The sequence below is a fragment of the Planctobacterium marinum genome, assembly GCF_020687805.1.
Taxonomy (GTDB): domain Bacteria; phylum Pseudomonadota; class Gammaproteobacteria; order Enterobacterales; family Alteromonadaceae; genus Planctobacterium; species Planctobacterium marinum.
Genome location: NZ_JAJEWQ010000004.1, coordinates 427,533 through 441,345, shown reverse-complemented (window position 1 = coordinate 441,345; position 13,813 = coordinate 427,533). Strand labels below are relative to the sequence as shown.

Sequence of the window (13,813 nt, the reverse complement as noted above, 5' to 3'; positions counted from 1 at the left end):
TCACCAACGTTGCATTTTCATCGTTGCGATTTTAATTGCTAATTACTGACCGTCCTGTAGATATCCCCCTCCATGGCATTCAGCTCGCTAACGATAAATCCTGAATTCGCCACATCAAAACCACAACTGCAGCGGGTTTCATAGCTCTGCCTTTTCGGTCCTTCATCACCAGAAAGCGACATGATTTCAATGTGATAATCAAATCCTTTGGCATGGTTGTTATCCGTCAAAACCTGGTAGTACAGGTTGCCATTGTGCACTTTCAGATTGCGGTAGCCCTGGGGTAAGTAGACTTGCATTGCCTGAAGGGCATGGTCTGGGATCACCACCGTTTGTTCCGCAGCAAGATCCAGTTGACTGACAGCCAGGTAATGTAAGCGATTGTCTTTGCCGTCTACCAGATATAAATACTCGGGAGATTGATGGTCTGTCACCATATTGGCCCAGCGCGCTGTCAAAGACACCACTGAATCCGTATTTTTGCGGTACAAATAGCCACGATTTTTGCCGTATTCTTCGACTCTGAAATAAATCAGATCGTCATTTAGCCACTCGGCATGGCGCAACAAACCTTTAGCCGTAACCAAAGCCGCCTCAGGAGACAGATCCAGCAAGCTATTACTCTCAGACTGTAAGCTCACATCCACCAGCCAGATATGACTCCTGTCGCCGACTAAAAGAGTGCTATCGTCCGGAGAAAAAGACAAAAGCCGCAACCCGCGATCTTTTTTAAGCCTGGCAAACAGACGTTGCGTACCGTTAGTCAGGTCGCCGATATACAATTCCCGCTGGCCAGTTCGGGTTGAAATGAACGCAGTGCTAAAACTGTTGTGGGCCAATGTGGGTCGGGTGTCGTAGACAGTATATCCGGGCTATTTGGGATGCGGGAAAATCCCGCCTCAAGATATTCGGACATGGTCAGCACAACCTGTTGATTCGACCCCGACTCATCATTGCGCAGAATTTGTCGGGAAGGAAACGGAGCAAAATACAGTATATGCTGTGAATCTTTGTCCCAGCTGGCCTGAGCAATATTGTGCGGCACAAAAAAACGCGCTTTTAAATCATTGCTCGGCAAATTCAGCACATATAACTGACTATTGTATTCTTTATCCAGTTGCACAATCAGCAACTTCTCTTCATCGGGCGAAAGGTCAATGCCGCGGTTTCCCTTGCCCTGGATTTCTGGCTGAGTAATAAGGGTGCTGGTATTGCTGTCCTTGCTGTTGAGATCTAACCGATAGACACGCGCCTGCAAGCCATGTTCAGCCTTAGCCGAATAGTAAAGACTGTTGCGTTTTTTAGAAAAGCTGACATCGAAAATTTCTAAGCCTGTGCAATCCAGCAGCAATGCATCACTGACAACAGATAATTCCGCGTTAATTTCCAGTTTAGACAGGCGACAACTGTCGTTCTCCTGAGCCAGATAAAACAATTGCCAGGCTGTGTTTTCTTGGGTTAATGCAACCAGACGGCTGGCGAAAGGCGTCAGGCCCGGTATCTTTTGGGTTTGCTCATTGCTCAGATTCTTGTACCACAAGCTGCGATGCCCAGTCTGGATATTTTCCCGTAAATACAGGATAAATTGTTGATCTTCGCTGATTATCGGCGAACGTTCCAGGCCTGACATTTTGGTTAGGGCTTTTACCCTTACCTCCTGGGAGTCGCCTGAGGTTAGTTTTTCGGACTCATCCGTGTTGAAATAACTCACTCCCCAGAACGCAAGCAACGCTACAAAAAACAAAGCGAAGACAGTCGCGATGCTCGTTTTCGGCCAAAACGGCCGCGCTGGACTATCAGTGCCTGGCCTAAGTTCAGACTCGGTATTCCGGTTCAGCGATTTAACCGCCACCAGACGGTAACCCCGTTTGGGCACGGTCTGAATATATTGGGGGTTGGCAGGATTATCTTTTAGCTGCTTGCGCAGGCTGGCAACCAACTTGCTCACTGCATTATCGGTAACGATAGTCCCCTGCCAGATGTTATCCAGGATATGATCTCGGGTGACAATCTCCTCTGACTTTTCACAAAACAACAGCAACAGCTCATACTGTCGTGGCTCCAGTCGGATTTCCTCACCCTGCAGCATCACGATCTGCGAATCTGTATTGATGGTTAGCTCACCTAAGCGAATCAAACTCATGTGCTTGTAGTTAGTCCCTGTTAATTTGCTGCCTACCATAGCATTTATTGTCAGAAAAACGATGTTTTCAGGTTTTTCTGATAGCTTATGACCACCGCTAAGTTGCTGAATTTAATGAATTCATCTTTTCGTCACTTTTTTTCCTGTGTCCGTCATGCTTTTTTTCACAATAGCACTAACACTGAGCGCGACTGTTTTGACAACAAAAGCAACTAAAGGAAAAATAATGAGAATACATCTGCTGTGGTTTTGCACATTAAGCTACTGTCTGTCACTTTCTGCCGCACCGCTAAACTATTCCGGTATATCGGAAACCCTCCCAACAGGTTCAGGCGCTATCTCAGAGTCAGGGCTGGTAGCCGCCTGGGACTTTGAAAGTTATACCGAAGAAGGTTTGCTACGGGATTTCGGACCAAATCAGTTACACGGAAGATTAAATCACCAAAGTAACTCATCTGGTGTCTTTGGCCTGGCACTGAGTTTCTCAGACAAAGACGACGTTGTCATTTTACCAGACAGCGAGCAATTCAACCTCACCGGCCCTATTACCATTGCGACTAAGCTGAAAATCACCTCGCCCGGTCTACACCAACACATTCTGGCCTGCAATGATCTGTTTGTACTTTGGCTCACCACAAACGACAAATACCGGTTCGCTGATACGTTGGGCCAGGGTGCCACCACCAGCTCAGGTGTTTCCCAGGTTGACGAAGGTGTATGGCATAGTGTGGTGGCAGTATTATCAGCGGAAAAAGGAGAATCCCTGACCCATGAAAATATTCAGATATATGTCGATGGCAACAAAGCCGAAATCAGCCATGAAGCGTCATGGGCGCCCACCAGCCTTGCCAGTGAAAACGCGTGTGTCATTGGCGGAACACGCACCGGTGCGCAAAAGCATCAGGATCTGCCGTTTGTCGGGGTCATTGATGAGATGTTATTGTTTTCCAGAGCATTGAGTGCTGACGAGATAAACGCGTTTTCTGAATAATACCAGTGTAAACCCATATTATTTTAGCAAACCCTGTAACCAACTGGTTTTATTCTCCCCCGCTTCTGTTCAACAGCAGCGGGATTCTGCTATATTCCAATGCTGAAAAAGTGTTGAGGTGTTTTCCAGGCTTTGGGCTTCGAAAACGTAACTGGGAATCTGGTGAAATACCAGAACTGTACCCGCAACTGTAAAGATGACGGCAAGTCATTAAAGTCAGATACCAACCTCTGCACAGCGCCATTAACTCGTGCGGGAATACGCGAACGCAAGTCAGCCAAAATTCTGGGCCACCGGGCACAGGATGCCACTTGCCTGTTTATTCTCGCCTGCCATGCAGGTGGAATCTTTGTCCGACCATAATAACTTACTGGTAAACCAGGTATCGCTGAATATCGCGGATAAAGTCATTCTCGATAACGTCAGTTTTGCGCTTAATCGCGGCCAGGTACTTGGCGTTCTGGGGCCTAACGGCGCAGGCAAAACCAGTCTGCTTAAGGTGTTATCCGGGCAACGGGAATATCAGGGCTCCGTTACCTGGCAACAACAAGCCATTTGCGACTATTCAATTCAGGCCTTAAGTCAGCAGGTAGCGGTAGTTAATCAGCTCAATGACATGGTGTTTTCACTGTCTCTGCAACATGTAGTGAGGATGGGCTTACTGCCGCATAAGCAGTTGTTATCGCGCCACACCAAAGCAGATGATCAGCGTATTCAGCAGGCCATTCAGGCGGTGGGGCTCACCGACAAAGTACATCAGGAGTTCAGCAAACTTTCCGGTGGTGAGCAGCAGCGGGCATTAATAGCCAGGGCTTTAGTGCAGGGCGCGCCTTTGTTAATCCTGGACGAACCGGTAAATCACCTGGACGTGTATTACCAGCACCAGACGCTGCAGCTGTTACGCGATCTGGCGCAACAGCTGAATGTCACAGTTGTGATGAGTTTGCATGACATCAACCTCGCGGCCCATTATTGCCATCAGTTAGTGATTTTAGACAATGGAAAATTGGTAGCCAGTGGTGAGCCGAATTCGGTACTGCAACCAGAACTGCTGACCCGGGTATTTGACCTGCCCTGTCAGGTAGAGCTGCAGCACAGTATCCCGAAAGTTACCTTCTCGCCTGAAGGTAAAACCTTACTGGATTTAAGCAGGTGGTCCCTTTGAGCATGCACATTAAATGGGCACTACTGATTGCGCTGGCCATACTCACGTCAGTTACCTCTTTGTTTTTTGGTGCCGCAGAGCTGTCTGCGAGCAGCATCACCCAATGCCTTTTTCAGCAATGTGAAACCGCCACCGAAGAGCTGATTTTCTGGCAAATACGTGCACCCAGAGTGGCCGTGGGATTTTTGGTAGGTGTGGGTCTGGCCATTGCCGGGGCTACGTTGCAAAACGTCACCCGAAACAGTCTGACCGACCCTTATTTGTTTGGCGTTGTTGCCGGTGCCGGACTGGGTGCCAGTATCGCCACCCTATTGTTTAACGATGCCACAGCTCAAAAGCTCCCCTTTAACATTCTGACCTCTGAAGCCGCGTTTTCTGTGGCACTACCCGCCGCGGCATTTTTGGGGGCGTTGTTTGCTGTTGCTCTGGTGCAGGTGCTGGTGGCCAGCGCCCTGGGAAGGCGCACTGAGCATCTGTTGCTGGCGGGTGTTGCCGTGTCTTTTATGTTAGGAGCGGTTTCGCATTTTATCCTGTTTCTGGCGGAACCATTTGCCGCCAATAAAGTGGTGTTCTGGTTGATGGGTAGCTTAGCCAGAGTGGAAGCCTGGTACGCCTGGGTCATGTTGCCAATCATTGCGGTCAGTCTGGTGCTGCTGCTGTTGTACGGACGCCAGTTAGATGCGCTGTTGCTGGGTGACGAAAGTGCCCGCTCACTGGGTGTTAACGCGCAACGCTTACGTATGATCCTGCTGGCCATTTGCGCCGCGTTAACGGCCTGTATTGTGTCTTATTGCGGCGGAATTGGCTTTGTGGGGCTGATGATCCCCCATATTGTCCGCAACTGGCTGGGTGTGACCAGTCGCACTCTGATCCTGGGCTGTGTCTTGCTGGGCGGCTCTTTTATGGTCATTGTAGACATACTTGCGCGTGTTGCCCTTACCGGTCAGGAGATTCCTATCGGTATCATCACCTCTGCCATAGGCAGTCTGTTTTTCTTTTTAGCGATTCGTCAACGAGGCACCTGATTTCATGTCCACTCTGCCAAACTGGTCCATTCCCGCTATCAGCCATGACCTGGATCACCATTTTAACGGGTTGATAGATAATAAAACCAAGCCCCCTGGCTCACTGGGAAAACTGGAGACGCTGGCCCTGCAACTGGCCCGTATGCAGTTAACTGAAACACCCCACGCAGAGCTGCAAATTAACCAGCCCACCATGTTAATTTTTGCTGCAGATCACGGTATCGCCAGGCACCCTGTCAGTATTGCGCTGCCTGAAGTGACCCGGCAAATGGTACTGAATTTCCTGGCCGGAGGAGCGGCCATTAATTGTTTTTGTCGATTGCACGACATCGCCCTGAATGTCATAGATGCCGGAATGCTTGAACCATTATCTCAAACTCAAAGCAATTATTTTACCCAACGCCTCGGGGCAGGAACCGCAGACATCAGTGTTGAACCGGCCATGTCCGCCGCTGTTGTTGAGCGCGGTTTGATAGCCGGAGCAACACTGGCCAAACAAGCGATATTGAGCGACAGTAATGTTGTCTGTTTCGGTGAAATGGGCATTGGTAACACCAGTTCAGCAGCCGCGTTATTGTGTGCCTATACCAGTAAAAAGGCCCGGGAAGTAGTGGGACGCGGTACGGGTATCAACGATGCACAGCTAGACGCCAAAATAGCGCTGGTGGACAAAGCCCTGCGCCGAACCGAACAAATGCCAGAAGCTGAGACTAAAAATCCCCTTCTGTGGCTGGCCTCACTGGGCGGATTCGAAATTGTGCAAATCATTGGCGCCATGCTGGCCACTGCCGAGCAGGGAAAGCTCATCGTTGTAGACGGATTTATTGTCACCGTCGCGGCACTTTACGCCTGTGCAATTGCTCCGGGAGCCAGACAGTACATGGTGTTTGCCCACATGGGCACAGAACGCAGCCATCAACTTGCGTTAACAGCCTTACATGCAGACCCCCTGCTGGATTTAGGCCTGCGCCTGGGTGAAGGTACCGGTGCTGCACTGGCAGTGCCGTTATTGCGCACCGCAGCCGCGTTTTTTAATGACATGGCCACGTTTGAGAGCGCCAACGTCAATGTCTGAACAAGCAGAAAAATCCTCATTCTGGCGCGCTGAAGTCAATTATTTTCGACTGGCGCTGGGCTTTTTTACCCGTATCCCGATGGGCCGGACGGTACAATACCAACCGGAATTTATGCATACCTGCACCCGTTATTTTGCCCTGATTGGCTGGTTACTGGCGCTACTACTGGTTGCCCTGGTTCACCTGGCTACGCCCATATGGGGTAGTACGGTGGCCATTGCCCTCATGATGGTCGCCAGCGTGCTACTCACCGGCGCTTTACACGAAGATGGCCTGGCCGATACCTGTGACGGCTTCTGGGGTGGCCTAACAGCAGAACGTAAAATTGATATCATGAAAGACAGTCGCATTGGCACTTATGGTAGCTGCAGTCTGATACTGGCGCTGACATTAAAGTTTGTGCTGTTGCAATCGCTGGCACAATCAGAAATGTTGTATCTGGCCATTGTCCTGGCCTACCCGCTTTCCCGGGCGATGGCGCTGACTCATGTTCAGGATTTACCCTATGTCTCGGGTCTGGGCACGGTCAAAAAGAATAAAAGCGATCCCCTGGCAAGGCCCGTTTCCCACAAACACCTGCTGTTTGTCATCGCCACTGGCGGAATTGCGGCACTGGCTTTGCCGGTCAGCACGATTCTGATTTTGGCTCTCGGCGTGCTACTGGTGCGCTATCTGTTGCGCTTTATTATGCAAAAAAACATCGGCGGTTTTACCGGCGATGTATTAGGAGCGGCGCAACAGGTACAGGAGCTCAGCATTTATTTAATTCTGCTGGCGATGGTGGGAAGTAATTCATGATTCATCTGGTTTTGGGGGCCGCGCGCTCCGGCAAATCCCGTTTTGCCCAGCAACAGGCAATGCAATGTGATAAACCTGTGATACATGTGGCCACCGCCACCATTACGGATGATGAAATGGCCTTGCGCATCGAACGCCACAAAGCTGACCGCCCTGCTCACTGGCAAGTATTGGAACATCCCGACAACTTGCCTGCCGTCCTGGAAAACCTGAATACCGCTGATGATGCCGTCATCATAGTGGATTGTTTAACCTTATGGCTAAACAACGAGATGTACCTCAATCCTGAGTGTCACATCGACATGCTGCAATCAGACCTGGTGCAGATACTTAAAACCAGCCGCCAAGATATCATTCTGGTGAGTAATGAAGTGGGTATGGGTATCGTGCCAGCTTCGGCATCTGCGCGAAAATTTGCCGACTGGCAGGGCTGGCTCAATCAGGCGGTAGCCGGAGCGGCTGACAAGGTCACACTGGTGGTGGCTGGTTTACCCATGCAAATTAAGGGCTGAACTCTTGGCAAAAATAGCGCACCAGATTTATCTTTTACGCCACGGAGAAGTAGCTGCTCCGTCAGCCCTGTATGGTAAAACCGATGTACCGCTGAGCCCCCGGGGATGGCAAAACATGGAGGCGCAGTGCGCTCGCCTGTCACAGCTTACTCAGGTGGTTAGCTCTCCGCTGCAGCGCTGTCAGCACTTTGCCAGACAACTCAGTGAACAACGCAATCTGACATTGCAGGTATTGGACGAAATGCAGGAATGTGATTTCGGAAAATGGGACGGTGTCGCTTTTGATGATATACCTCAAAGTGCCTGGGCCGAACTACACGCATTCTGGCAGGCCCCGGCCAGTAACCCGCTGACCGATGCTGAACCCCTGACGGTCATGTATCAACGGGTTTCAACCGGCTGGCAAAAACTGGCAAAGCAACTGGCCAGCACACAGACGCCGCAAACTCTTTTGCTTATTTGCCATGGCGGCGTGATCCGACTGTTGCTTGCCCATCTGTTAAATCTGGATTGGCGCAACCCGGCGCTATATAGTCAATGGCAAATCGGTTACGCCAGTCTCAGTAAATTCACCCTGCCTGCGACAAATCACGCCCAAGCCATTATTCACTATGTGGGGATGCCCGCAGAGCATGAGATTTAACCCGATATGTTAACGAATACACTGATGATACAGGGAACCTCTTCTGACGCCGGTAAGAGCATGTTAGTGGCCGCTCTGTGTCGCTGCCTGTATCAACGGGGGCTCAGGGTAGCCCCTTTCAAACCACAGAATATGGCGCTGAACAGTGCCGTTACCGCTGATGGCGGAGAAATTGGCCGTGCCCAGGCACTGCAGGCACAGGCAGCCGGAATTGCCCCACATGTAGACATGAATCCTATTTTACTCAAACCCAGTTCTGATACCGGTGCTCAGGTGATTATTCAGGGCAAAGCTATTACCGATATGCAGGCTGCGGCTTACCACGACTACAAAAAAGTCGCCATGTGCGCGGTACTGGAATCCCACCAACGACTGGCAGCGCAGTATGATTGCATCATTGTTGAGGGTGCAGGCAGTCCTGCCGAAGTCAACCTGCGTGAAGGTGACATTGCCAACATGGGCTTTGCTGAAGCCGTAGACTGCCCGGTTATTCTCATCGCTGATATTGATCGCGGCGGTGTATTTGCGCAACTGGTGGGCACGCTGGAATTACTCTCGCCGTCAGAGCAGCAACGGGTGGTGGGATTTGTGATCAATAAATTTCGCGGCGACATTGGTCTGCTGGAATCAGGACTGGACTGGTTAGCAGCGCGCACCGGAAAGTCGGTGTTGGGCGTTCTGCCTTTCTTACCAAACCTGCAATTAGCCGCCGAAGATGCCATTGAGACATCCCAGGCCAGCACGGCAACCGGTCCAAAATTGATTGTGGCCGTGCCTGTATTCAGTCGCATCAGCAATCACACTGATTTTGATATGTTGCGGGCTCACCCGGAAGTGAAACTGATTTATGTCCCCCCTCATTCGCGTATTCCGGCCTGTGATCTGATCATTTTACCCGGCAGCAAAAATGTACGGGCAGATTTAGCACAACTGCGCGCTATGCAGTGGGATCAGGATATTCTTCGGCACCTGAGATACGGCGGAAAAGTACTGGGCATTTGTGGTGGTTATCAGATGTTGGGAGAATGTATTGCTGATCCCGATGGTATAGAAGGTCCGGCCGGTGAATCAAAGGGACTGGCTTTGTTAAAGCTAAGCACCCGACTGCAAGGTGAAAAACAACTGACCCAAAATCAGGGAGTCTTATGCTTAACACCAGAGGGTGACGAAGCAGCAATCCCCGTCAGCGGATACCAAATTCATGTGGGCGTCACCCAAACAAAAGAAAAGCGCTGTTTTGCCTTGCTGGAAAACAATCTTCCGGATGGCGCTGTCAGCACCGATAATCAGGTGGCCGGTACTTATTTGCATGGTCTGTTTGATCAGCCCGAAGCAACCCGGGGCATATTGGCGTGGGCAGGTGCAGATATAGAAGTCACTCAACATTACGAAATGCTGCAGGAAGCGGCAATTAACCGTCTGGCCGAGATGTGCGATAAACATCTGGACTGGACAAAAATAACGCCTTTGATAGGTAAACTTACAGGCAGAGGAAGTTAAACAATGAGACACATGATTTTTATCCTGACGCTGTTCGCATCAGGTCTTCAGGCGCAGGAAAGCAAACCGCAGAAAGACGAACTACAGGACAAACGAATAGTAGCACTGGCCCCCCATATTGTAGAGTCTCTTTACGACATTGGTGCCGGTGACCAGATTATTGCCACCACAGAACATTCTGATTATCCGGAAGCGGCCAAAAACATCCCCAGAATTGGCAATTACGCTCGTCTGCAAATAGAGCGTATTGTGCAATTGGCACCGGATGTCATTATCGCCTGGCAAACCGGTAATCCACAGGACGATCTGGACAGGTTAAAAAACTACGGTCTGAATATTGTCTATTCGAATCCCACAACCCTTGCCAGTGTTGCAGATGAACTGCTGATGCTGGGAGAAATCACCGGACGTACTACAGCCGCACAGCAAATAGCCCGGCAATTCTCACAACGTCTCGAGGCACTTGAGTCCAAATACAGCAACGCCCGGCCCGTAACCGGATTTTACGAAATGTGGGCCAGACCATTGCGCACCGTAGCCAACAAAGCCTGGTTGCAGCAGCAGCTAGTTGTGTGCGGTGTTAAAAACCCTTTCGCGTCACTTTCTGAAGACTACCCGCTGATTGGTCTGGAACAGGTCTTGGCCAGCAAGCCTCAAATCGTATTGCAACCTACGCCTCACTCTCCACAAAACACCGATGCCCTGAACTGGCAACAATGGCCAGAAATCCCGGCCTCAAAACACGGATTTATCTTTCACCCGGACGCTGATAAAACCCATCGCATGACATTGCGCATGCTGGATGAAGTGGAAACCCTGTGCAGGCAGGTGGATAAGGCACGGGATTTTTATCTCGCCCACTAAGTAACTGACAGTAGACGGTTGACCTGACTTTACCCTTTAATTCGGCAATTGCTGGGCTAATTAATCCCTGTTTTTATCCGATAAGTTTGCTATAAACTGTATTTCACTTCTCAGCGCCGGTAGCACTGGATCTGAGAAGTGATTTACAAGAACCGTTTTTCCAAAAGGAATGCAGTAACAGTGTCGGGGGTTGCAAATGGCCAAATATAGCCTGCTGTTTAAAGGACAATTAAAACAAGGTGCAGACAAAAGTAAAGTCACCGCCTCGCTGTTAAGAACGCTTAAACTGCAGGACGAATCCCGGCTGTATTCCGGTGACGCCTTTACCCTGCGAACCGGCACGGATAAAGCCCAGTTACTGGCATTTCAGGTAAAGCTGGAAAAGCACGGTATCCTGACCGAATTTCAGGAGCCGCAAGGGCCTGCAACCGGGTCCGACAATGCCCCGCCTTCGCCCAAAAAAGCAAAAGACAAACCGCCCACTCTGGAACACGCAGACTTGTCTGCGCCGACAGTGAACCCGGTAGACCAGGCAGAGCTGCAATCTGGTCCGGTGTTGCGCAGTGGCAGGACCTCACGATTGCCTCTGTTGTTGTCACTGACACTGAATCTGCTGTTGTTAGGTTACATTGGTGTCAACCACATTATGGCGGATAGCGAGCTCAATATCGGAGAGTTATTTCAGCAGGAAATGGCTACCATTTCCGGGCTGTTTTCCGAAGATACGCAGCAAATTACAGAAAATACTGACACCACATCAGAACCACACACACCGCAACCTGCGCCCAAAGCGAATCCGCGAATCAGCAATCCCCAACTGCAGCAACTGAGCGAGGAAAACACCCGCTTCGCCGAATTTTTCAACCTCATACAGAACAATAGTGACGGTCAATGGCGACTGGAAGATAACTTCAATATCAACAATAGCTCCCGGATCGTGTATTTCACGGCGGCAATGACCGAAGCCATGGCACGGCGCTGGACTATGAATCTGTCGAACGCCGTGTTTGAGAGCGCCTATCAACAACACTGGCAAAATCGCGAGATATTCGGTACCCACCCCGATGAGGAGTGGCAAAACCACGGTTGCGCGACGCAATCCGGTGAGCTCAGTGCCGAATCCGACAGCCCGATTTTTTCCACGCTGCAATGTGACGATCCATTAAGGGCTACCCTGCATTTTTATCACTCGATATTGTCTGATGACAAGGTGGCAGGACTGACGAAAGTGGATGACCCAATCGAATTCGAATTTGCTGTGGGTAAAAACAATGATGTGGCTATCCGACGTGTCGACTGTGTCGGTTGCGATAAACAGGGTAAAGATTTGATGTTTTATATTCTGACCGGGGAAAGCAGACCATGAGACTATTCCTTTATTTGAACCTGCTGATGGCAGGTCTGAGTGTGTGTTGCGGCACAGCCATGGCGCAAACCCCCTCGACTCAGAACGAGCTGCCGCAAGCCTCTGTTTCCCACACCATTCCCTCTATGACTCATTTTCAGGTGAACACCAGTATGCAGCAGGCCTGTAAACAAATTATGTTAACCCCGGCGCTGAAGAAAACCCTGTTGTTCTCGCCGTTTTACAGCGACTGCTCAGAGTCAGGGCTGGTGGATACGCTGGCTATGGCGGTATTAAAAAACAAAAAAGTACAGAATATCCGGCCAGGGGGTTACGAGGTTCGTATCAAAGATGGCGAGCTGCATGTGGTGGATAAAACCCTGCGGGAAATTTACAAAGAAGATTTGCCACTGCGCATCACCATGGAAGACCACCTCAGCCATAACTCATCGCTGCAATGGGAGCTGATTTTTGATGAAGCGCCGGACACTGAAAACAGCGACGCTGTCCCCCTCAGCTTGTATGGCTACACCCTGGTTTCCAAACAACCTGATCCGTCCCTGTTACTGGCGCTCAAGGGCCGTTTTACCCGAATCCTGGATGACCTGAACACACTCCCTGACGACAGTGTGGTGATTGGTATTGATGCCACATCCAACCTGCAGGGAGCCGGAGACTTTTACGCTGCAGCGGGTCTGCAACGCACTCACAGCAATGGCGCAAGCTATCTGTATCAGGGCATGGGGCTGGATATTGATGGCAATGGTTTATATCTGGTTCACTGGGGTATGTCAGAGGAGGTGTTCAATGAAATTTGGTAATGCATGGTTTGCGTTGTTGCTAATGAGCCCGGTGTTGTCAGCAAACTCCTGGCTGGACCTGATCGCCTCCGCGCCGGATCTGGAAGAAAACCTGGTGATCTGTGGTGAAATTTGCGCTACAGATATATCCGACTCCGGCACCATAATGGCATTAGCCAGTTTTAAACGCGGTAAACCACCTTTGATACGCTACCGCTACGGCGGAAATTCCGGGCCGCCGGGGATCGGGCCTGAAGAACGGCAACTGTATCGCGCTTTCTTTAATTTCAATGCCGCGTTTGTGCAACAGGTAGAGGCGGAATCGCAAATTTGCCTGAGCGCCTATGAAAGCGAAGGAATTGCAGCCTTTGACCAACCAGCCTGTATTAATCATTTGTCTTATCGTTACTTATTTAGCCACAACGGCAATCACGACAGGTATAACCCTGCTTTAGCAGCTACAGATTACCGCATGATGTTGCCCTTAAGCCCTCCTTACCTGCCGGGCATGGCTTTCAATGGTATGACTGACACAGCCTGGTGTCATAGCAGTGTTAGTCTGTTAGAACACTGGGCCGGTGAAATTCTGGAAACCGTAGACTGGTGGCAGCCCCATTTTGGCAAAGAAAACGTCGATCCCTGGACAGAAGAAGAACTGGCATTTTTTGACTATGCCAATCAAATGCGCGCCGGATTCCGGCAATACTGTGAGGAGCTGCCCGGTCATCTGCCAGGTTATTTCGAGCTGTATTATAAAACCCGAAAAATCAACAGCACCCGTTTTGATTCGCTAAATCCGGTGGGGGCGGTGCCACGCACCCTGAAACCCAGGCGCCTCACTATTCCCACCTTAAATCAGAGTCGCAGAAAGGTCAAAATCTGACAGTGAATGCCACCTGCAGGCACGGGGACAGAAATTAAAAAGGCAGCCTTAGCGGGCTGCCTTTTTAT

At 50.3% G+C, this 13,813-nt stretch carries 14 protein-coding genes and 1 riboswitch; of the genes, 12 read left to right on the top strand and 2 right to left on the bottom strand.

All coding sequences use genetic code 11. The annotated features are described in order from the left end of the window. Positions 1 to 38: 38 nt before the first annotated feature. The gene (locus LJ740_RS15430) at positions 39 to 782 is read right to left on the bottom strand and encodes a hypothetical protein (protein ID WP_229530005.1); all 744 of its coding nucleotides are present in this window, start codon (positions 780 to 782) and stop codon (positions 39 to 41) included. Next, complete coding sequence (locus tag LJ740_RS15425) at positions 764 to 2,143, bottom strand: winged helix-turn-helix domain-containing protein (protein WP_229530004.1); 1,380 nt, start codon at positions 2,141 to 2,143, stop codon at positions 764 to 766. Before LJ740_RS15425 ends, LJ740_RS15430 begins: the two co-directional genes overlap by 19 nt. 226 nt (positions 2,144 to 2,369) lie before the next feature. Between LJ740_RS15425 and LJ740_RS15420 the strand changes: the two genes are divergently transcribed. The 12 genes from LJ740_RS15420 (at position 2,370) to LJ740_RS15365 (ending at position 13,745) form a co-directional block, all read left to right on the top strand. Beyond that, positions 2,370 to 3,134: a LamG domain-containing protein gene (locus LJ740_RS15420; RefSeq protein ID WP_229530003.1), complete on the top strand. Its 765-nt coding sequence runs from the start codon at positions 2,370 to 2,372 to the stop codon at positions 3,132 to 3,134. Positions 3,135 to 3,233: 99 nt separating this feature from the next. Further along, a riboswitch (cobalamin riboswitch) is annotated at positions 3,234 to 3,380 on the top strand. Positions 3,381 to 3,483: 103 nt separating this feature from the next. Continuing rightward, entirely contained in the window at positions 3,484 to 4,299 is an 816-nt protein-coding gene (locus LJ740_RS15415; protein WP_229530002.1) for an ABC transporter ATP-binding protein, read from the top strand. A gap of 2 nt (positions 4,300 to 4,301) precedes the next feature. Further along, the gene (locus LJ740_RS15410) at positions 4,302 to 5,324 is read left to right on the top strand and encodes a FecCD family ABC transporter permease (protein ID WP_229530001.1); all 1,023 of its coding nucleotides are present in this window, start codon (positions 4,302 to 4,304) and stop codon (positions 5,322 to 5,324) included. 4 nt (positions 5,325 to 5,328) lie between these two features. Then, on the top strand, positions 5,329 to 6,399 hold the full coding sequence (cobT, locus tag LJ740_RS15405; RefSeq protein WP_229530000.1) for a nicotinate-nucleotide--dimethylbenzimidazole phosphoribosyltransferase: 1,071 nt from the start codon (positions 5,329 to 5,331) through the stop codon (positions 6,397 to 6,399). After that, positions 6,392 to 7,198: an adenosylcobinamide-GDP ribazoletransferase gene (locus tag LJ740_RS15400; protein WP_229529999.1), complete on the top strand. Its 807-nt coding sequence runs from the start codon at positions 6,392 to 6,394 to the stop codon at positions 7,196 to 7,198. Before cobT ends, LJ740_RS15400 begins: the two co-directional genes overlap by 8 nt. After that, complete coding sequence (gene cobU / locus LJ740_RS15395; RefSeq protein WP_229529998.1) at positions 7,195 to 7,710, top strand: bifunctional adenosylcobinamide kinase/adenosylcobinamide-phosphate guanylyltransferase; 516 nt, start codon at positions 7,195 to 7,197, stop codon at positions 7,708 to 7,710. The genes LJ740_RS15400 and cobU overlap by 4 nt, the downstream gene beginning before the upstream one ends. A gap of 4 nt (positions 7,711 to 7,714) precedes the next feature. Next, the gene (locus tag LJ740_RS15390) at positions 7,715 to 8,353 is read left to right on the top strand and encodes a histidine phosphatase family protein (RefSeq protein WP_229529997.1); all 639 of its coding nucleotides are present in this window, start codon (positions 7,715 to 7,717) and stop codon (positions 8,351 to 8,353) included. 6 nt (positions 8,354 to 8,359) lie between these two features. Beyond that, positions 8,360 to 9,853: a cobyric acid synthase gene (locus LJ740_RS15385; RefSeq protein WP_229529996.1), complete on the top strand. Its 1,494-nt coding sequence runs from the start codon at positions 8,360 to 8,362 to the stop codon at positions 9,851 to 9,853. A gap of 3 nt (positions 9,854 to 9,856) precedes the next feature. After that, the gene (locus LJ740_RS15380; RefSeq protein WP_324255620.1) at positions 9,857 to 10,717 is read left to right on the top strand and encodes a cobalamin-binding protein; all 861 of its coding nucleotides are present in this window, start codon (positions 9,857 to 9,859) and stop codon (positions 10,715 to 10,717) included. Positions 10,718 to 10,913: 196 nt separating this feature from the next. Next, complete coding sequence (locus tag LJ740_RS15375; protein ID WP_229529995.1) at positions 10,914 to 12,083, top strand: hypothetical protein; 1,170 nt, start codon at positions 10,914 to 10,916, stop codon at positions 12,081 to 12,083. Continuing rightward, a complete protein-coding gene (locus tag LJ740_RS15370) occupies positions 12,080 to 12,883 on the top strand; it encodes a hypothetical protein (RefSeq protein WP_229529994.1) in 804 nt (267 codons plus the stop codon). The genes LJ740_RS15375 and LJ740_RS15370 overlap by 4 nt, the downstream gene beginning before the upstream one ends. Beyond that, positions 12,870 to 13,745 (top strand): hypothetical protein, encoded by an 876-nt coding sequence (locus tag LJ740_RS15365; RefSeq protein ID WP_229529993.1) that lies wholly within the window; start codon positions 12,870 to 12,872, stop codon positions 13,743 to 13,745. Before LJ740_RS15370 ends, LJ740_RS15365 begins: the two co-directional genes overlap by 14 nt. Positions 13,746 to 13,813 lie beyond the last annotated feature (68 nt).

What these genes read in the sequence shown, in the direction of transcription:
- LJ740_RS15425 (WP_229530004.1), bottom strand. Translation starts at nt 2,143, where the DNA reads ATGAGTTTGATTCGCTTAGGTGAGCTAACCATCAATACAGATTCGCAG.
- LJ740_RS15420 (WP_229530003.1), top strand. Translation starts at nt 2,370, where the DNA reads ATGAGAATACATCTGCTGTGGTTTTGCACATTAAGCTACTGTCTGTCA.
- LJ740_RS15410 (WP_229530001.1), top strand. Translation starts at nt 4,302, where the DNA reads ATGCACATTAAATGGGCACTACTGATTGCGCTGGCCATACTCACGTCA.
- cobT (WP_229530000.1), top strand. Translation starts at nt 5,329, where the DNA reads ATGTCCACTCTGCCAAACTGGTCCATTCCCGCTATCAGCCATGACCTG.
- LJ740_RS15400 (WP_229529999.1), top strand. Translation starts at nt 6,392, where the DNA reads ATGTCTGAACAAGCAGAAAAATCCTCATTCTGGCGCGCTGAAGTCAAT.
- cobU (WP_229529998.1), top strand. Translation starts at nt 7,195, where the DNA reads ATGATTCATCTGGTTTTGGGGGCCGCGCGCTCCGGCAAATCCCGTTTT.
- LJ740_RS15385 (WP_229529996.1), top strand. Translation starts at nt 8,360, where the DNA reads ATGTTAACGAATACACTGATGATACAGGGAACCTCTTCTGACGCCGGT.
- LJ740_RS15380 (WP_324255620.1), top strand. Translation starts at nt 9,857, where the DNA reads ATGAGACACATGATTTTTATCCTGACGCTGTTCGCATCAGGTCTTCAG.
- LJ740_RS15375 (WP_229529995.1), top strand. Translation starts at nt 10,914, where the DNA reads ATGGCCAAATATAGCCTGCTGTTTAAAGGACAATTAAAACAAGGTGCA.
- LJ740_RS15370 (WP_229529994.1), top strand. Translation starts at nt 12,080, where the DNA reads ATGAGACTATTCCTTTATTTGAACCTGCTGATGGCAGGTCTGAGTGTG.
- LJ740_RS15365 (WP_229529993.1), top strand. Translation starts at nt 12,870, where the DNA reads ATGAAATTTGGTAATGCATGGTTTGCGTTGTTGCTAATGAGCCCGGTG.